18 protein-coding genes are annotated in these 19,132 nt (G+C 47.5%); 11 read left to right on the plus strand and 7 right to left on the minus strand.

The features are described 5' to 3' along the window. The 7 genes from sfsA to panC form a co-directional block, all read left to right on the plus strand. Nucleotides 1-609, plus strand: a 609-nt coding sequence (sfsA, locus tag V5298_RS14525; protein WP_332932169.1) for a DNA/RNA nuclease SfsA, incomplete at its 5' end; no start/stop codon positions are given. Nucleotides 610-828: 219 nt separating this feature from the next. Continuing rightward, nucleotides 829-1,278 carry an RNA polymerase-binding protein DksA gene (gene dksA, locus V5298_RS14530; RefSeq protein WP_332932170.1) on the plus strand — a complete coding sequence of 150 codons (450 nt, stop codon included), beginning with the start codon at nucleotides 829-831 and terminating at the stop codon, nucleotides 1,276-1,278. 70 nt (nucleotides 1,279-1,348) lie between these two features. After that, the gene (gene gluQRS / locus V5298_RS14535) at nucleotides 1,349-2,266 is read left to right on the plus strand and encodes a tRNA glutamyl-Q(34) synthetase GluQRS (RefSeq protein WP_332932171.1); all 918 of its coding nucleotides are present in this window, start codon (nucleotides 1,349-1,351) and stop codon (nucleotides 2,264-2,266) included. Between the two features lie 94 nt (nucleotides 2,267-2,360). After that, nucleotides 2,361-3,665: a polynucleotide adenylyltransferase PcnB gene (gene pcnB, locus V5298_RS14540; RefSeq protein ID WP_332932185.1), complete on the plus strand. Its 1,305-nt coding sequence runs from the start codon at nucleotides 2,361-2,363 to the stop codon at nucleotides 3,663-3,665. Continuing rightward, complete coding sequence (gene folK, locus V5298_RS14545; protein ID WP_332932172.1) at nucleotides 3,658-4,161, plus strand: 2-amino-4-hydroxy-6-hydroxymethyldihydropteridine diphosphokinase; 504 nt, start codon at nucleotides 3,658-3,660, stop codon at nucleotides 4,159-4,161. The genes pcnB and folK overlap by 8 nt, the downstream gene beginning before the upstream one ends. A 60-nt stretch (nucleotides 4,162-4,221) precedes the next feature. After that, a complete protein-coding gene (gene panB / locus V5298_RS14550; RefSeq protein WP_332932173.1) occupies nucleotides 4,222-5,016 on the plus strand; it encodes a 3-methyl-2-oxobutanoate hydroxymethyltransferase in 795 nt (264 codons plus the stop codon). Nucleotides 5,017-5,019: 3 nt separating this feature from the next. Then, nucleotides 5,020-5,868: a pantoate--beta-alanine ligase gene (panC, locus tag V5298_RS14555; RefSeq protein ID WP_332932174.1), complete on the plus strand. Its 849-nt coding sequence runs from the start codon at nucleotides 5,020-5,022 to the stop codon at nucleotides 5,866-5,868. A gap of 48 nt (nucleotides 5,869-5,916) precedes the next feature. Here the strand turns inward: panC and panP are convergent, their stop codons facing one another. Next, complete coding sequence (gene panP / locus V5298_RS14560) at nucleotides 5,917-7,542, minus strand: pyridoxal-dependent aspartate 1-decarboxylase PanP (protein ID WP_332932186.1); 1,626 nt, start codon at nucleotides 7,540-7,542, stop codon at nucleotides 5,917-5,919. A gap of 309 nt (nucleotides 7,543-7,851) precedes the next feature. Between panP and V5298_RS14565 the strand changes: the two genes are divergently transcribed. Continuing rightward, nucleotides 7,852-8,571: an EAL domain-containing protein gene (locus V5298_RS14565; RefSeq protein ID WP_332932175.1), complete on the plus strand. Its 720-nt coding sequence runs from the start codon at nucleotides 7,852-7,854 to the stop codon at nucleotides 8,569-8,571. On the opposite strand, the gene trmB is transcribed toward V5298_RS14565, so the two are convergent. From trmB to pdsO, 4 genes are all read right to left on the minus strand, one after another. Then, nucleotides 8,568-9,239 (minus strand): SAM-dependent methyltransferase, encoded by a 672-nt coding sequence (gene trmB, locus V5298_RS14570; protein ID WP_332932176.1) that lies wholly within the window; start codon nucleotides 9,237-9,239, stop codon nucleotides 8,568-8,570. The genes V5298_RS14565 and trmB overlap by 4 nt on opposite strands. Then, the gene (locus V5298_RS14575) at nucleotides 9,239-10,012 is read right to left on the minus strand and encodes an ABC transporter permease (RefSeq protein WP_332932177.1); all 774 of its coding nucleotides are present in this window, start codon (nucleotides 10,010-10,012) and stop codon (nucleotides 9,239-9,241) included. Before V5298_RS14575 ends, trmB begins: the two co-directional genes overlap by 1 nt. A gap of 1 nt (nucleotide 10,013) precedes the next feature. Beyond that, complete coding sequence (locus tag V5298_RS14580; RefSeq protein ID WP_332932178.1) at nucleotides 10,014-10,943, minus strand: ABC transporter ATP-binding protein; 930 nt, start codon at nucleotides 10,941-10,943, stop codon at nucleotides 10,014-10,016. A gap of 222 nt (nucleotides 10,944-11,165) precedes the next feature. Further along, nucleotides 11,166-11,903 carry a sortase-associated OmpA-like protein PdsO gene (pdsO, locus tag V5298_RS14585; RefSeq protein ID WP_332932179.1) on the minus strand — a complete coding sequence of 246 codons (738 nt, stop codon included), beginning with the start codon at nucleotides 11,901-11,903 and terminating at the stop codon, nucleotides 11,166-11,168. 254 nt (nucleotides 11,904-12,157) lie between these two features. On the opposite strand from pdsO, the gene pdsR reads away from it, so the two are divergent. Both pdsR and pdsS read left to right on the plus strand, forming a co-directional pair. Beyond that, a complete protein-coding gene (pdsR, locus tag V5298_RS14590) occupies nucleotides 12,158-12,847 on the plus strand; it encodes a proteobacterial dedicated sortase system response regulator (protein ID WP_332932180.1) in 690 nt (229 codons plus the stop codon). A 6-nt stretch (nucleotides 12,848-12,853) separates the two neighbouring features. Further along, nucleotides 12,854-15,034 carry a proteobacterial dedicated sortase system histidine kinase gene (pdsS, locus tag V5298_RS14595; RefSeq protein ID WP_332932181.1) on the plus strand — a complete coding sequence of 727 codons (2,181 nt, stop codon included), beginning with the start codon at nucleotides 12,854-12,856 and terminating at the stop codon, nucleotides 15,032-15,034. A 5-nt stretch (nucleotides 15,035-15,039) separates the two neighbouring features. Here the strand turns inward: pdsS and V5298_RS14600 are convergent, their stop codons facing one another. Beyond that, nucleotides 15,040-16,113, minus strand: coding sequence for a CNNM domain-containing protein (locus V5298_RS14600; protein ID WP_332932182.1), 1,074 nt, complete (start codon nucleotides 16,111-16,113; stop codon nucleotides 15,040-15,042). 215 nt (nucleotides 16,114-16,328) lie between these two features. On the opposite strand from V5298_RS14600, the gene V5298_RS14605 reads away from it, so the two are divergent. Further along, nucleotides 16,329-16,970: an alpha/beta fold hydrolase gene (locus V5298_RS14605; protein ID WP_332932183.1), complete on the plus strand. Its 642-nt coding sequence runs from the start codon at nucleotides 16,329-16,331 to the stop codon at nucleotides 16,968-16,970. 51 nt (nucleotides 16,971-17,021) lie between these two features. On the opposite strand, the gene V5298_RS14610 is transcribed toward V5298_RS14605, so the two are convergent. Next, a complete protein-coding gene (locus V5298_RS14610) occupies nucleotides 17,022-18,695 on the minus strand; it encodes a carbon starvation protein A (protein WP_332932184.1) in 1,674 nt (557 codons plus the stop codon). Between the last annotated feature and the right edge of the window lie 437 nt (nucleotides 18,696-19,132).

The raw sequence follows: 19,132 nt of genomic DNA on the forward strand, positions 1-19,132 counted from the left end.
ACCGCACATTGTCCGAACACAGGTGCGATGACCGGTTGTGCGCAACCGGGCTTTGATGTCTACCTTAGCACATCCACCAACCCCAAACGCAAGCTTCCCTATACCTGGGAACTCGCCTGTAACGGGCAAAACCAATTTATTGGGATTAATACCCACAATGCCAATAGCCTAGTGGCTGAAGCCATCGAAAACAACGTCGGTGATGCCTTTTCTAATGTGACGAGCTGGAAACGCGAAGTCACGCCACCCGGTGCCGACAGCCGGTTCGACTTTCATCTGCAAACCGCCGATGGTGAGGCCTATGCAGAAGTAAAATCCGTCACATTAGCCGAAAATGGCAAAGGTTTCTTCCCCGACGCAAAGACCGCGCGCGGAAGAAAACACTGTGAAACCTTAGGAAGCCTTGCCGAATCGGGAATAAAGACTATTCTGGTCTTTTGCGTACAGCATACTGGCGTAAATTCCGTGCAGTTGGCAAATCATATTGATCCAGATTATGCACGGGCCGTATTGGATGCGCGCAGAAAAGGAATGCAAGTCATGGCCCTTGGCTGTGAAATTAATGAACAAAATATCGTTATAAATCAATTATTACCGGTATTCTTGTAAAAAAATAGTTGCAATTTCCCAAATGAACGCCATATTTGCGGCTTGCTTTTTACCGTTGTGGTGCAATTGTGCCACCGGCTCATTGCATCGAAGCGCACAGGATGCATTAAAATAACGGAAGGGTAACTTGACGCTTTACGTTGCCTGAATATAGCGATTCTGCTATAGATACTCGATTATTCAGCACGTGTGGGTGTCGTAGTGTAGGAGATGTGGTACATGCCAACAGGAAAAGAAACAAAATCCCTGGGGCTTTTAGCCTTAGCCGGCCTTGAGCCTTATCAGCCAAAGCCTGATGAAGAATATATGAACGAACAACAAATGGAACATTTCCGTTTGTTGTTAAAAGCATGGCGCGACCAACTTCGTGAAGAAGTAGATCGTACCGTAACCCATATGAAGGATGAAGCTGCTAATTTTCCTGATCCTGTAGATAGAGCTGCACAGGAAGAGGAATTCAGTCTTGAATTGCGTACTCGTGACCGAGAACGCAAACTCATCAAAAAGATTGAAAAAACGCTTAAGCGTATTGAAGAAGATGATTTCGGATTCTGCGATTCGTGTGGTATTGAAATTGGCATTCGTCGCCTGGAAGCCCGCCCTACAGCTGATCTCTGTATCGATTGTAAAACCATGGCTGAAATAAAAGAAAAACAGCTGCAAGGCTGATTTTCTTTACAGGCAACCCCAATGACGCTGAAGGCATTTCAGCGTCAGGGATTTCGTTATCCTTCACACCATGACGGCTTCTTACCCGTATATCGGAAGATTCGCCCCCTCTCCCACTGGGCCTTTGCACTTTGGTTCCCTTGTTGCGGCGTTAGCCAGCTACCTGGATGCGCGTGCCCACAATGGTATATGGCGCGTGAGAATGGAAGATATTGATACACCCCGGTGTATTGATGGTGCCGACAGCCAAATTTTACATCAACTCGACGCCCATGGTTTGCAGTGGGATGGTGAGGTGGTTTATCAATCCAAACGCCATTCCTTGTATCGTGCAATGCTGGCAGATTTTGTGTCAAAAGGGTTAGCCTATAACTGCATCTGTACGCGACGAATGATCAAAGACAATGGCGGTGTCTATCCCGGTACCTGCCGCTTTGCCAATCATCCCCATGGACAGACTGCCATTCGTTTACAGTTAACCCATCCCGTTACGCAATTTTATGACCGTGTACTTGGCGAAGTGACCGTTGATGATCCCCACGCCCTTGAAGATACGGTATTAAAACGGCGAGATGGCTTGTATTCCTACAATTTAGTGGTTGTGGCTGACGACATCGAGCAGAACATAACAGATATTGTGCGAGGCAGTGATTTATTGGCCACCACAGCGACCCACTTAAGTTTGTATCAATTGCTGGCCCAGCCGTCGCCGCGCTATGCCCATATTCCCGTGGCCGCTTTAAGTATCGGGCGTAAACTCAGCAAACAAAACCACGCTATGGCCATAGATACTAACCAAGCAGTACAAAATTTAGTGCAGGCATTGACATTTTTAGGCTATAAAGTGCCCGATGAGGCCATCAACCTCTCGCCATCGTCCGTGTTACAATGGGCGATAACGCACTGGCGGTGCGATAATATCCCGAAAAAAAGGGAAATTATTGTCGCTGCGCAGGATTCCACTTATCATACACAACCTCGAACTTAGCGGAGACGACATCATTATTACGCGCGTGTTTAAAACGGTTAAACGAGCTCTGGGTAAAACCCCCGACTCAAAAACGGCGATAGAGGCATACACTATTCCCCGTGCAGAACATGGTATCTCTCGTGAAGAGATAAGTGATAGTGCGCTTAAAGTATTGTACCGCCTGAATAAGGCCGGGTTCGAATCCTATCTGGTTGGTGGTTGTGTGCGAGATCTGATGCTCGGCAAATTACCCAAGGATTTTGACGTAGTCACCAACGCTACCCCCGAGCAAATCAAGGGTTTATTTGTAAACTGTCGCCTTATAGGGCGACGTTTCCGCTTGGCCCATATCGTATTTGGCCGTGAAATTATTGAAGTTGCCACCTTCCGTGGCCATCACAGCGTTGATGAAAGTGATAACAAATTAGGACAACAGGACGCCCAAGGGCAGTTGGTCCGAGACAATGTGTTTGGCACCATTGAAGAAGACGCCCAACGTCGGGATTTCACCTTTAATGCCATGTATTACAGTGTCGCTGACTTTACCGTCACGGATTTCGCCCGCGGGCGAGATGCCATCAGTAGACGTGAAGTGGAATTAATAGGTGATCCGGAAACCCGATATCGGGAAGATCCCGTCCGCATGCTGCGGGCCATTCGATTTGCCGCCAAGCTGGATATGACCATTACCCCTCGTACCGGTGATCCGATCCCCAAACTCGCCCATTTACTGGCGAATATTCCCCCCGCCCGGTTATTTGAAGAAACCCTAAAATTGTTTCTTGGCGGTGCCGGTGTCGCCACCTTTACGTTGCTGCAACAATATGGCTTATTACAGCCTTTGTTCCCTCAGTTAAGCGAAGCCCTTAAGACCCCAGATAGCAGAGAATGCCAGTTTATTTTGCGGGTATTGGAAAACACCGATCATCGAATCAACGGTAATCAGCGTGTGACGCCCGCATTTTTATATGCCGCCTTCCTGTGGTATCCGTTAGAAGAACATGCACAGAAGCTTCAGGCAGAAAGTGGGCTTAGCCATTATGACGCCTTCAATATTGCCGTCGGCGAAGTCATCCATCGGCAAGTGCAACGTATTATGATCCCCAAACGCTTCTCTACGGTTATTCGTGATATCTGGATGTTGCAACAACGCTTGCCACGACGTTTCGGGCGCCGGGCATTTCAATTGCTCACCCATCCGAAATTCCGTGCTGCCTACGATTTTCTCTGTGTTCGCGGTGAGATTGAAGGTGGCGATCCCTTAGAATTGGCAGACTGGTGGACACAATTCCAGCATGCAGAGTCCGGCCAACAGAAAAAAATGCTGACGGCGTTACGCCAGCAAGAAGGCGGCACAGCGAGACCACGCAAGCGTAGGAGAAAACCATCAGCGAAGCGGAGTGACTCTAATGCATAAAGAGCATGCCTATATTAGTTTAGGTAGCAATATGGGTGATTCACAAACCACGCTAACATTAGCTTTCGATGAAATCGATAACCTGCCCCAATGCCGGTTACTGACAAAATCCTCGCTCTATTTGTCTTCCCCCATGGGGCCAGAAAATCAACCTGACTATGTTAATGCCGTCTGTCTGATTGAAACGGCGTTAGAACCTTTGGCATTGCTGGCACAGTTGCAGGATATCGAACTTAGATACGGCCGCGAACGCAAAGCCGAACGGTGGGGGCCTCGCACCCTCGATTTAGATATCCTTTTGTATGGCAACCAAACGATCTCTACGCCCGAACTTACCGTGCCTCACTATGGCATGGCCGAAAGAGAATTCGTTATGGTCCCCTTGTTTGAAATAGCCCCCAGTATGATAATGCCCGACGGAAACGCCATTGCGTTATGGGTGGCAAAATGTAACCTGGATGGTCTGCGACGACTGACAACATCTGAACAGGCGTAAAGCCGTTTAGATCCCAGCTTAATTGATGCCTGTTCACAGTGCTCACTCTGAGGTAATCCTATGAAAAAAGTTACCATTTCTGGCTTACAAGCCTTAAAAGCAGCAGGAACAAAAATCTCTGCGCTTACCGCTTATGATGCTAGTTTTGCAAAGATGTTCGATGAACAGCACATAGATGTTCTGCTCATTGGCGATTCTTTAGGTATGGTATTACAGGGTCAGGACGACACCTTGCCGGTGACCGTAGAGGACGTGGCCTATCATACTCGGGCAGTACGCCGTGGTACCTCCCGCGCGTTTGTTTTAGCCGATATGCCCTTTATGTCGTACGCCACCCCCGCCGAAACATACCAAAACGCGGCCAAACTTATGGCCGCCGGTGCCAGTATGGTCAAACTTGAAGGCGGCGCTTGGTTAGGTGAGACAATTTCAGGACTCATCGAACGGGGCGTACCTGTATGTGGCCACTTGGGATTAACCCCCCAATCCGTGCATGTTTTTGGTGGTTTTAAGGTACAAGGCCGCGAAGAAAGCCAAGCCGCTAAGTTAGTCGAGGATGCATTGGCACTGGAGCGGGCTGGCGCCCAACTACTGGTGTTAGAATGTGTCCCCACAGCACTGGGTAAAGCGGTATCTGATGCCCTCACCATTCCCGTTATTGGTATCGGCGCAGGCCCACATACCGACGGCCAAATTCTAGTCATGCATGACATGTTTGGCATCAGCGCCAACTACATGCCAAAGTTTTCTAAAAATTATCTGCTAGAAACCGGCGATATGCGCCAGGCCGTGCAGAAATATATTGAAGAAGTAAAAAGTGGTGCATTCCCCGCACCGTCACAAAGTTTCGAGTAAATCATGCTATCTCTTACTACCGTACAAGCGCTTCGCGAAGCGCGCTACAACTGGCGTAAAGCCGATCAAAAAGTAGGATTTGTGCCTACCATGGGAAACCTACACGAAGGCCACCTGCAACTTGTGAGAGCCGCTAAACGTCAGTGCGATGTGGTTGTGGTCTCTATCTTCGTCAACCCCATGCAATTTGGCCAAAATGAAGATCTTGACGCCTACCCCCGTACCCTATCTGAAGATAAGGAAAAATTACAGGCACTAGGCGTAGAAGCCGTATTTCTACCGAGCGTGTCTGAAATGTATCCTAGAGGACTGGCGAAACAGACCTTTGTTGAGGTTCCCGGATTATCCAATATCCTGTGCGGAGCCAGTCGACCGGGGCATTTCCGTGGGGTGGCCACCATCGTGTGTAAACTGTTTAATATGGTCAGTCCCGACATGGCATTTTTTGGTGAAAAGGACTTTCAGCAACTGCAGGTGATTCGGTTAATGACCCAGGATCTTTCACTGCCCATTGACATTGTGGGCGTGCCCATTGAGCGGCAAGAAAATGGTCTGGCTTTGAGTTCACGTAACGGCTACCTCAATGAACAACAACGTGCCATCGCCCCCTCACTGTATCAGTTGTTAACCGAACTAAAAGACCATATCGTCAATGGCAACCGTGAGTATTCCCAGCTTATCGATACCTATACAACTAAAATTGAACAGGCGGGGTTTGTGCCTGATTATTTAGTGGTTCGTGATGCTGATAATCTAAGCGAAGCCGATACGAACACGGCCCACTTAGTCATCCTTGTGGCCGCTTATTTAGGTGATACCCGATTGATAGACAACCTGCACTTTACGTGCTGATATAATCGCTATCATCGCCGCAGGTTTGGTGATGATAGCCCACTCACACTATGCAGATAGTGAGTGTTTACCTTCATTTAATTCCTTCCACAGTATCCGCTCTCTGGCGAGGGCTGACTGTTCTTCCAGTATGTTGTGTAAATCCCGTTCAGAAGTCAGGGGGTTTGCCAATACCACACGAAAAACCGTGATGGGTATGCCGTCATATTCCATGCTTTCTAACCGCGTACGCGATACAAAGGACTTACCCGCTTCACGCTGAAGTTTCTGTACATTGACCACCAGAGTGTCGAGTTTCTGGTTGAGTATACGCAGCTCTTCCGCGCTGGCATGTTTGAGTTGTTCACGGGTGATTTCAGGACACACCCGATAGGTAAGAATGGATAATGTGGGGGCGGTAACCAATTCGAAATCCGGATGTTCATTGATCATGGCTGCGAATTTAGCCGCCTTGCTGATACTTTGATCAATCAGCAATTCATAGCCTCGCCGGCCAAAAATATGCAGCGAAGCATATACCATCATCGCCATCCCATTTCGGGAGCCTTCCAATGTGGTCGCCCCCAGATCCTTTGAGCCCTGACGCAAAATATACTGGGCATGATGACGCACAGCATTGGCATCCTCAGGGTTTTTAAACAATGTCATACCCGCTCCCATGGGAACATACATTTGTTTATGGGCATCAATGGTAACGGAATCTGCCCGCTCAATGCCCTTTAAACGTTCACGATAGGTTTTCGAAAACAAGGTAGCACCGCCCCAAGCCGCATCCACATGGAACCAGCAGCCCAGCTCCTTGGCCACATCGGCCAATTCATCTAATGGATCCACATGGCCAGTTTCAGTGGTACCACCGACGCCCACTAAGGCGAGTAATTTATTGCCATTTTGTTGGTAGCGTTTCCCTTCAGCCAACGCCAGTTCCGGCGACAGCATTTGATTTGGGCAGGGCAAGGAAATTAAATTCTGTCTTCCTATCCCCAGCACATCCACTGCCTTAGATAGAGAATAATGTCCCCGTCGTGAGCACATCACGCCCATATTCTGAATATTATAGTGGCGATAAGCACTGGCAAGCCCGGCTTTTGCCACGCCCACAAAAGCCCCATCCGGTCCCAACATTTTGTTTCGCGCTACCCACAAGGACGTAATATTGGCCACTGTGCCGCCCGAGCCAAAAGCGCCTAAGGCATGTTTTGCACTGTGCAAATACTGCTGATACCAGTTTTCATCCTGATCATAAACCAGGTTATGCATCATGCCTAACACCTGGCGCTCTAGCGGCGTGAAAGCTTTTGATGTTTCAATTTTCACCAAGTTTTGATTGAGTCCCACCAACAATTTGGCTAACGGCAAATGAAAATACGGTAATGCAGACGTCATGTGGCCGATGAAAGTCGGCGAATAGGTGTTCACCGAATGTGCCACCAGCTTATTTAGCAGCGTCTCGGCATGGGCAGAAACAAACTCCGGCGATTCAGGTACCACAGGATCAGAAAAATCCTGTTCAATTTCCTCCAGGGAGGTGTTTTTAGCCACCACGTGTTGAGAAAGGAAATCCAGAATATTATCGGACAGGTGTTGTTCGATTTGTGCTAATTTTGAGTCTTTGTGTTCAGGCTTGGTAAAGACCCGAAACAAATGTTTCAGACTGACTTGAGCTTCACCCACTGCACACACCTCTATATCAAATTGGAGCAATTCGCGCTTCGCCTTAAACTACAAAGGCACAACATTGGCTGCACCCCCACACGGTTCTTGTGGCAATGAAAACTCAGCACGCTTCTTGTAAAGATCCCGCACTTTACCCCAGAAACGCATCTTCGCCAAGTAGATACGACGCCAAGTTGAGATAAGTTACATTTTTATACACCTTGTTTCATTCAGCGAACGCCATCTATTTGTTCGCCGGTAAGGAGTATTGGTATTCTGATGACCTCTGCTATAGTAAAAAGAGAGGAATTACATAAGGCGAGTGATATGCCAGTTCGTGAAATTACGGAAAACTACACGTTAGACTGTATTGTGCCTTACTTTCAACCCATCATCGACATGCGTACGGAACGTGTCTGGCGTTATGAATGCCTGGCCCGACTTGTAACACCGCAGCAACAAATCTTCATGCCCAGTGACTTTCTACACATCATTGAACGCAACCAACATGTCCATGCGCTGGCCGCCATGATGTTTAGTAAAAGCGCGGCGTATTTTAAAGACAATAACCTTGCCTGGAATATAAACCTTAATGCCGAAGATATTACCGATACCCGCTTATTGCATTCCTTTCTAGCTCAGATGGCAGATTACAGCAACCCGTCCAGAGTCAGTGTGGAAATTAGTGCTGACGCGGCGCTTCACCATCATGAGGCATTAAAACACTTTATCGACAAATCCATCGACAGTGGTATAGGGGTATTTGTTGATAATCTTGGCAGGCATTCGGGCAATGTACGAAATCTGATGACCCTTCCACTGCGCGGTATCAAGCTTGATGGAGGATTATTAAAGCGCCTGTCTGAATCCCCGGAAGTGGAAGATTTCATTCTCGGGATCTGTGATATGGCCTATAAAAGCCACATCAGTATTGTGGCAGAGCATATTGAAGATACCGATACCCTAGACAAAATTAAGACACTGCCTATCCACTATGCCCAAGGGTTTGTTTTTAGCAAACCCAAATCCACCGCGGTCAGCCATTAGTCTTTTGCTTTGCCCGTGGTCAACTTCCAGCAGGCTTGTCCACTAGCGAGATATTTACGTTCAAACGGGGTCATCGGCTGGCCCTTGGCCACCTTCTCAATCTCACCAGACAAGCCGTAATGTGTGGCTGCCTGGGCAAACTCCTGCAAATACAACAACCAGTTACTGCGCACTTCAATAACGGGGCACAGGGCCATTAAATCCACCATAGCGGCAGAGCCATACCAACGTTTTTGGATCTGACTGCTTTTAGGATAAGGATTGGGATATAACAAATAATGCTTTTTAACCGACCACTGCCCTTGTACCGCCAGACGCCAAAAATCATTCACATCGGCACGAAATACCGCGTAATTGTCCGCGCCCGACTGATAATGTGAGTGCTTACCAAGGCGCATTGCTGATTTATCCAGCCCAATCACTTTACAATCAGGATAACCCGCCGCAATGGTGGCGGTGCTTTGTCCCACACCACAGCATGAATCAAGTATAATATCGCCCTGCCATCCATCCAACCAGTCCTCAACGGCCAAAAAAGCCTCTCGGGTATGCTCACTTACCGGGCGTTTGCTTTCCGTTTGCTTATAACGCATCACCAACGCATCCAGTTTGTGATGGATACCCTCTTGATTGCTTTTTACGGTTCGAGAATTACCTTGGCAGACCATTAAGTGCGGATCCCTCGACCTTTGTTCAGAAGATGATGGGCAAGGCCATACAAGGCGAAGTTAAATACAATAAGAATACCAATAGACACGCCCACATTGACATCGGACACACCTAGGAAGCCATACCTAAAGCCATTCACCATATACACAATCGGGTTGGCTTTACTCACAAACTGCCAGAATTCCGGTAGCAAAGTCAGCGAATAAAAGACACCGCCCAAATAGGTTAAGGGCGTAAGCACAAACGTAGGCACCAGGCTGATATCATCGAATGTGCGGGCAAAAATGGCATTTACCAAACCGGCCGTGGCAAACAAACTGGACGTCAGTATCAGGGTGACCACAATGGCGCCGAGATTATGAATATGGACATCCACAAAAAACATGGAAACCGCGGTGACAATAATGCCGATAAGTATGGCCCGTGCCACGCCACCGCCCACATAGCCGAAAATAATGACCCAGGTAGGTACAGGTGCAACCAGCAATTCTTCGATATTGCGTTGGAATTTAGCACTAAAAAACGACGATGAAACATTGGCATATGAGTTAGTAATCACTGACATCATAATTAAACCGGGGACGATAAACTCCATGTAGGTAAAACCGCCCATTTCACCGATGCGTTTACCGATAAGGTTACCAAAAATCACAAAGTACAATGTCATGGTAATAGCAGGTGGCACCAGCGTTTGCACCCATATACGCAAAAAACGGGTACATTCTTTAATCCAGATTGTGGTCAACGCTATCCAGTTATTTTGCTCATGCATATCAGCCCACCTCTTCTGTTTTGCGGCCATTTTCCACCAGTGTGACAAACAGTTCTTCCAATCGATTGGATTTATTACGCATGCTCAGTACGGGGACGCCCTGCTCGGTTAACTGTGTAAATACAGGGTTTAGACCTTCCGCTTTTTCTACATCCACTTCAAGGGTCTGGCTGTCCGTTAGACGAGTTTCAAACCCTTTGATGACAGGCGCTTGCGCGTACTGACCGAGATCCAAGATAAAGGTTTCCACATTTAACTTAGACAGCAGCGCTTTCATACTGGTATTTTCCACAATCATGCCTTTATCAATAATGGCAATGTTGCGACATAACATTTCTGCTTCTTCCAGATAGTGGGTGGTCAGAATAATCGTAATGCCTTGCTCATTGATGGTTTTAAGAAACGACCACATTGAACGCCGGATCTCAATATCCACCCCCGCCGTGGGCTCATCTAAAATAAGCAAACGGGGCTCATGCATCAGGGCCCGGGCGATCATCAAACGCCGCTTCATTCCCCCAGACAAAGTACGGGCGGCCATATTGCGCTTACCCCATAAATCAAGCTGGGTTAAATATTTTTCGGCTCTTTGCTTGGCGATGGTTCGGGGTACACCATAATAACCCGCTTGATTGAGTACGATCTGAAGTACCGTTTCAAACTGGTTAAAATTGAACTCTTGGGGCACCAAACCAATACAGGCTTTGGCTTTTTCTTTCTGTGTCTGCAAATCGTAGTCAAACACTTTCACGTCACCAGCAGTGGCATTCACCAAGGAACTGATGATACCGATAGTGGTGGACTTACCGGCTCCATTTGGACCCAACAAGGCGAAGAAATCACCTTCTTCAACCGTTAGATCCACACCACGCAGCGCCTGTACGCCACCTTTGTACACTTTTTTCAAACTCGCTATATTTAGCGCTTTCATCTATTACCCATTCTCTTTCGTTTTTGTCCATGGCATAGCAATGGTGCGGCAATTAAAATGCACACAGCTTATCCGGGCCATGTTGTGAATATTCAGGGAGTTTACGCAGTCGCAGGAAACCGAATGTTTCCCATATTATATTGCAAGAGCGGAATGATAACATGAAAAAAGCGCCCGGTGCGGACGCTAAACGTGAGAACAAGAGATGGGGGCTAAAAATACTTATCGCTTCGCGGTCATCCATTGCTCAGACGGCTGTACCTGCACCACCACCCGGCGTTGGAAAAATGCCCCTTCGCCCTGTTGTGACGTTGCCAACGACTCCCCTTTTGCGAACGTTTCAATTTGATGCGAACTCACCCCTCGACTAATCAGCGCGGTTTTCACCGCCGTGGCCCGTTGCTCTGACAATAACTGGTTGTAACTTTCCTCACCGCGACTATCGGTATAGCCCGTGAGTTTGACCACAAGATCCGGAGAATGGCGAAGGGTTTTAGCAATGAGATCCAATTGCTCGTCGTACACGGATTCGATATTGCCGGAGCCCGTTTTAAACTGGATCGTGCTTTGTATAGAAAGGGGCGCCTGAGTACTTTCCATTGTCAAATTCACAGGGGTCAAACTGGCGGTTTGACGAACTTCATTCATAGAATCACGCAATGTATACAATTGAGCTTCCGTATCATTCAATGCAGACTGGGTTGATGCAAGGGCAAGTTGGGTGTCGTTAAGTTCACTATGGGTTGCTTCATTTTCACCGATTAGCGCACCAAAAATACCAGCCACACCCGCACCAATAGGGCCGGCAACAACAGCGCCAAGAACAACACCGGTGCCCAACCCCCAGGCCACCGCCGTATCTTTTTCCTTCTCGCGATCCACACTATCGGCAAGCGCAAAACCCGGCGCGGCTAACATCGTGGTCAAAGTCAGTGCAAGTATACGTTTTTTATTCATCATTGTTTTCCTTCAAGATTGGCTTCAGTGAGGCTTATTTCACCGCGCCAATATGTCCACACTTGTACTGAAAAGGGGAAATGTGGCGATAAAATCAGGCACAAGGGTCGAATTTGGTAAAGAACGGGGGTAATTCGGTAATAAACGGGCAAATGTGGCCGAAAAATGGCGTTGTGGTGGAAATTTGGCTGAATCCGAGAATGGCCTAACGGCTTGGTGTATAGTGGCATTATCGAACAAAAACCAACGTTAGTAACATGCCAAGAACCATTGCCCTTGTTGAAGATGATGCCGCTATTCGGGAAAACTACATTGCCGCACTACAGGCCCAAGGCTATCAAGTGAATGCTTATGCCGACCGACCTTCCGCCTCCCATGCTTTTGCCCAGACCCTCCCGGATTTGGCCATTATTGATATTGGCTTGAAAGAGGAAATGGAAGGTGGCTTCATGCTGTGTCAGCAATTACGCCAGCTATCACAAACCCTGCCCATCATTTTCTTTACCGCCAGGGATAATGACGTAGATACCATCAGCGGCCTTCGCATGGGCGCGGATGACTACCTCACTAAAGACATTAGTATGGCCCATTTACTTGCCCGTATTGCCGCACTTTTTCGAAGAATTGATTTATTGTCCTCACCTAAGCAGCAAAGTGAACAAATTCAGTTAGGTCACCTTTGTGTCGATGTAAGTCGTATGACAGTAAGCTGGAAAAACCAACCCGTGGCCCTTACAGTCACCGAATTTTGGATGTTACATGCCTTAATAAAACACCCAGGACATGTAAAAAGTCGCCAACAATTAATGGACGAATCTCGTATGGTGGTCGATGACACCACCATTACCTCCCATATAAAGCGTATGCGTAAAAAGTTCGTACAGTTAGACGATACCTTCGAACATATCGACACCGTATACGGTATGGGCTACCGCTGGCAGGGCTAACACCACGTGAAATTCCGATTTTCCATCAGGCTTCAACTATTAGTACTGTCTTTATTTCTATTCACCATCCCGTGGCTGGGTTATCGTTATATCTGGGAGATGGAACAGTACCTGCGCATTGGTCAGGAACAAACCATGATAGGCACGGCCCGCTCTGTGGCCACGGCGTTACACGAACGTCCTGCCCTGTTTGACAGTCAGTCCGCCTTTTTAAAAACCGTACGACCGGGGACTGATTTATACGCCCCGCCGATCCCCACGGCGATTCAGTTAGATGGCGTATTTAACGACTGGGAATCGGTGTGGGATGTGAGTAAGCAGTACAATAGCGACCAGGTTGTAACCTGGTTTGATCCTACCCTTACCGCCAATGACGTCAGCTTGTCTTTTACCCATATGGTAGGTCGTTATGGCAAGTATTATTACGCCATGTTTGATGTCACCGATGATGTGGTAGTTTGGCGGGCCAAAAACGCCCTTGCGGTGGATCAAAGTGATCACTTACTTATTAGTGTGATTGCCAAAGACGATACCTTACAGCGGTTTATCATTGCCCCTTATGAGGCCGGTTGGGTGAATGCTTATCAACTTGATACAAACGATATTAACTACCGAGCCATCGGCAATGAATTACAAATTCAGGGCCGTTGGCAACAAACAGATAAAGGGTATGCCATTGAACTTCGTTTCCCGCTGACAATGACATCCGGTGCGTTGGCGTTTGCTCTGGTTGATGTTGATAGCGCTGAACACCGTGTAAAAAAATATGCCGTGGGCACCGCGAACCCCAATGACGCCAAAGGACTCGGAACGGTACTGACGCCCTCCCCCGAAATTGAACGTATTTTGTCCGGTCTTAAATATGCGAATTCCCGCGTATGGGTTGTGGATAACCATAAGCGGGTGCTGGCCCGTGCTGGCGATATACATTCGGCATCTGGATTTAAAGTACCGGCGACACAAAAAAGTGATTATGCCTGGTGGAATTGGGTGGAAGGGAAAATCTTACTTCCCCTTTACTACCATATATTGACCCGTCCGCCAGCCGCCTTTGTTGATGAATTGGAAACTGCCTACGCATTGGCGGGTATGGACATCACCAAAGCATTAAACGGTGAAGCCGATTCTTTATGGCGGCTCACGCCAGACAAAAAGGCGGTTATTCTCTCCGCGGCCTACCCCATATTTATTGGTGATAATGTGATGGGCGCGGTGGTGGTAGAACAAACCACCAATGGCATACGCACCCTTCGAAACCGAGCTTTAGAACAACTTTTCCACGTTATACTGGCGGTGATGTTGCTTGGCACACTCAGTCTCTTTTTGTTCGCAAACCGCATTTCAAATCGAGTCCGTAAGCTCAGAGACAATACCGAAGCTGTCATTGATGATAACGGTAAAATTATTGGCAGTTTGCCACAACCGGGACATATCGATGAGATTGATGATCTTCATCGCTCGTTCTGTGATGTTTTAGTGCGGTTACAGCAATACAATTCGTACCTGGAAAATATGGCTTCGCGCCTATCCCACGAATTACGCACCCCCATCGCCATTGTGCGCTCCTCCCTCGATACCATTTGCGAGGTAAACGATCCCACCCAGCAAGCCCTTCTGATTGAGCGGGCGCAAAGCGGCATTACTCGCCTCAGCACAATATTAAACAGCATGAGCGAAGCCACACGGTTAGAGCACGCCATTGCCCAAGAAGAGCCTGAAACCTTTGATGTTGCCCCCGTTGTATCCGGCTGTATTGATGGCTATGCCCATGTTTTTAGAGATCGCCAATTTGAACTGAAAATGCCTTTAGATAGCGCCCACGTTAAAGGCTCGCCGGATCTATTTGCCCAGATGATGGATAAAATCATTGCCAATGCGGTGGAGTTCAGCCACCTTCGCGATACGATTGTCGTGCACCTTTGGCGAGAAAGTAAAACCATGAAATTGTCGGTCACTAATCCTGGCCCCCCCTTACCCGAGGGGATGAAAAGTCAGTTATTACAATCGATGGTATCTGTCCGTCCCGATGAAGACAGGCACAAAACAGCCGCCCATCCCCATTTAGGTCTCGGCTTGTTTATTGCCAGCATGATTGCCAACTACCATAAAGGCCAGATTCAACTTTCTGACTTGCCCGATAAAACTGGCGTCTGTGTGGTGGTAACCTTTCCGTTAGTGAATACTTAATTGGCCTAGTCTTTATCAGGAAGATCATTGTCGGGGACATTTTTCATTAGCATAGCAGCACGGCGTCGCGCCATGTTTTGCGCATACCGCCGTATACTGACGGTATTATCTTTTTCATCCACAATTTCAATACCAAGCAGGTGTTCCAGTACATCCTCAAGGGTCACGATCCCTTCCAGACCGCCGTACTCATCCACCACCATAAAGATGTGAACCCTGCGTTCAATAAACAAATCTACCACGTTGGAAAGGGGCATGCTGCTTAGTACCGTGACCATGTCACGTTGGTAATCACCGAGGACTTTATCTGTGTTGCCACGGGCGTAGGCAAGGAGCAAATCCGAACGCATAACAAATGAATGGATATTTTCATGTTCATCGTCGGAATAGATGGGGATCCGGGAATACTCCATGTGGGAATGTTTATGGAAGAAGGCTTCTACCGTCATGGTTTCCGATAACGAAAACAAAGAGGTGCGATGAGTCATGGCATCTCGAACTTTGACATCATGCATATTGAGCATATTCTGTAAAAAGTCCGTTTCTTTTTCTGCCAGCTGACCTTCCTGCCGCGATAATTCAGCCATGGCTTGTAATTCATTGCGGCTAAGCCCTCTAAACGGACTTTCTTCTTTAAAGCCTTGTGTAAGCTTTTCTGCAAACCAAACAAAGGGCGCGAGAATAAAGGTTAAGTATTTTAAAAACCATGCTGTAGGTTTAGCTAGGGCCCGCCAATAGGTCGCGCCTAGCGTTTTGGGGATAATTTCGGAAAAAATAAGAATTAACAAGGTTAAGATGGCACTGATAACACCTAAGTAGGCTTCACCAAACACCACCGCAGCTTGAGCTCCCGCCCCTGCCGCTCCCATAGTATGGGCAATGGTATTTAGCGTAAGAATAGCGGCAAGGGGTTTATTAATATTATCAGTTAACTGACGCAGTAGCTTACCGGTAGCTTTATCCTCGTTTTCCAACACCGAAATATAGGCAGAAGAGATACTCAAGATCACCGCCTCAGCGATGGAGCATAAAAAAGAAAATCCCAGTGCAATAAGCACATAGATACTAAGTAATAACATGAAAATACTATAAGCGTCTAAACAGACTGAAACTGTAGCATATTTGATGCGTCACTATTTTAGAGTTTTGCCACCACTGACCGCAGCACCAAAGTACTATAGCACTTTCTTTTCTGCCGGCGCACCCTTACATAAGTTTACATATTTTTAACAAGGGGGGTTGTATGTTTTTTCGTATTAGTCTCTCATTCGTCATGTGCTGTGGGATGTGTCAGATGGCGTGGGCAAATTGCAAAGATTCAGTGGTGCTTGTACACGGAAATACTGCCGCCCCGTCGAGTTGGGATGTCACCGTCAGTACATTGCTCTCTCAAGGGTACAGTATGGACGATCTTTACATACCTGACTGGGGTTCAAAAACCTGCGCCGCGTGCAACAATCATTCTGGTAGTGAAGAAACCCCAGTACGCAATGCAATCACGGATGCGATAGGTCATTCTTGTACCGGTAAAATCGATGTGATTGCCCATTCCATGGGCGTAACCCTTGCCATTGAACAAATCGATAAACTCGCTGTAGCGTCATCGGTTGATACATTTGTGGGCATTGCCGGCGCCCTGCGCGGACTGCTAAGTTGCGGTGTTTATCCCTATAACGTTTGGAGCAGTACCTGTGGTTATTATGGCCTATCGGTACAAAGCCCTTTTCTAGACAGTATTTACGGCGTGCCTGTTGCAGATAAAGTGTATTCCATAAAAAGTTATATTGATCAGGTGGTCTGTGCCACAGGCACTTGTTATGTGTATGGCGTACATACAAGCCGTATTTGGAATGAGGATGCCTCCTATACCTATGGGTTGGGTCATTTTGGACTACAAACGGATACCGCAGCAAAGCAGGTTGAACTCATCGATTAACAAAAAGGCCGGCGAATTGCCGGCCTTTATCATAAAAACAGAAAATGCCTGTTAGCCTGCCCGTTTTTCCCGTTTGAAGCGGGAAATCACGGACCATGCTTCGAGCATAACCAGTACGCTCACAACCAGCACCACCGCGTCGAGGAAAACCAGCAGATAGTTGCCATCAGCCCAGTATTCCTGCAACTTGATGATGCCAGCAAGAAACGACATCACCAGTACAAATGTCATGGGAAGTAACGTATAGATGGCAGGCCGATTCATCTTAATTAGCATTACCGAGATAACCAGTAAGGTTAACGACGCTAAAATTTGATTGGTAGAACCAAACAAAGGCCAGATGATCATACCACCGCTACCCGATGAACCGCCGGCACCAAAGGCCAACAACAAACAGGTGCCTACGGCCACCATGGTAGCGACAAAGCCATTTTTAAGGATCTCAAGGTTATAAATCTCACCCCATTCCTGAATAATATAGCGCTGCAAGCGGACCCCTGAGTCCATAGTGGTACCGGCAAACAAGACCACCATCACCGCTAATATGGTAGAAGAAAAATCAACGGGCAACCCCCATCCTTGCTGGATCAGGTTGGCACCACCGGTAATAAAGGCAGACACACTGCCGTCCCCAAGGTGACTGTAGACTTCATGCCATTCTTCTGGCGACGCGGCGAAAGCCACGCCACTGACTGCAACAATGGTAATGAGGGCCAGACAACCTTCTCCTACAGCCCCTAAGTAACCGACAAAGCGCGCATCCGTTTCTTTATCCAGCTGTTTAGAACTGGTTCCCGAGGCAACAATACCGTGGAAGCCAGACACCGCCCCACAGGCAATGGTCACAAAGAGTAACGGAATTAAACTGGGGGTATCCACTGCCGTCTGTGTGTTGAAAGCCGGTGCTGTAATATCGGGCATGGAAATAAACACCGCGCCATATAAAAGCAATAAGCCAACTAATAACTGCATCCCGTTGATAAAGTCACGGGGCTGTAACAACATCCAAACCGGTAGCAACGAGGCAATTGCCGCATAGATAAATAAAATGATGATCCAGTTTGCATTGGCACTAAGACCGAACATCGTTTCCGGTAGTGAAAGAGGTATAAATCCGCCAGCATACACCGACGCGTATAGCACGATGATCCCAGCGATACACATAGGAACGAGACTGAAATTACGCTTCAGTAACTGGCCGATGACCAGCGCTACCACAATGGCCATCCAGGCAGGGAATACGGCGTTGGGTTGGCTGACGAAAGATTTGGCAATAACCACACCAAAAACGGCATTAACCATCAACAATACAAGAAAAATAACAACCATAAACAAGGAGCGGGAACGTTTCCCAATAACCCCTTCGGACAAGGCGCCCATGGACTTACCCTTGTGGCGGTTACTGGCCCACAGTGCGCCCATATCGTGTATACCGGCAAAAAAGATGGTACCGAATACCACCCACAATACGGCGGGCACCCAGCCCCAATATACGGCAATTGCAGGCCCTACTATGGGTGCAGCGCCGGCAACAGAGGTAAAGTGATGCCCCCACAGCACGATTTTATTAGTTGGAACAAAATCTATCCCATCACGCAACTCATGGGCGGGCGTGACGAACTTATCATCGAGTTGAAAAATTCGTGTGGCGATAAATTTTGAATAAACAAACCAGCCAAGCAGCATACCGATGATGCCTAGCACGACGATCATTATTGATTGCATATTGTTATCCTGAATTGTCCCGTTTAAAGGCAGCCTTTCTTACCGCTTTAATAATAGAGCTGCATGAAAAGTGAACATATTACAAATTTGTAAACAAAGAAACCGCTTGTTACTAAACGAAGTAAAGAATCTTAGAAAGTGACGAGTATATTTATACCTTGTTAATTTTATCCACAACAATAGATAAAACCAAGCCTAGAAACTGCGTCAAGACGGAAGATTAACCGACTAGGGGCCATTTAAGCCTACGACTATAGTCTTAGAAGATAGGAATATAAACATTTCTGCTAGTTGATGCGCATCTCGCCATTTACTGACCAACAGACACAAAAAAGGCGCTCAAAGAGCGCCTTTTTTTTTGATGACCAATGTCAGCGTTAATTATTCAATAATTTTCGCTACAACACCGGCACCTACTGTACGACCACCTTCACGAA

It is taken from the genome of Alteromonas sp. 14N.309.X.WAT.G.H12, assembly GCF_036697315.1.
Lineage (GTDB): Bacteria > Pseudomonadota > Gammaproteobacteria > Enterobacterales > Alteromonadaceae > Alteromonas.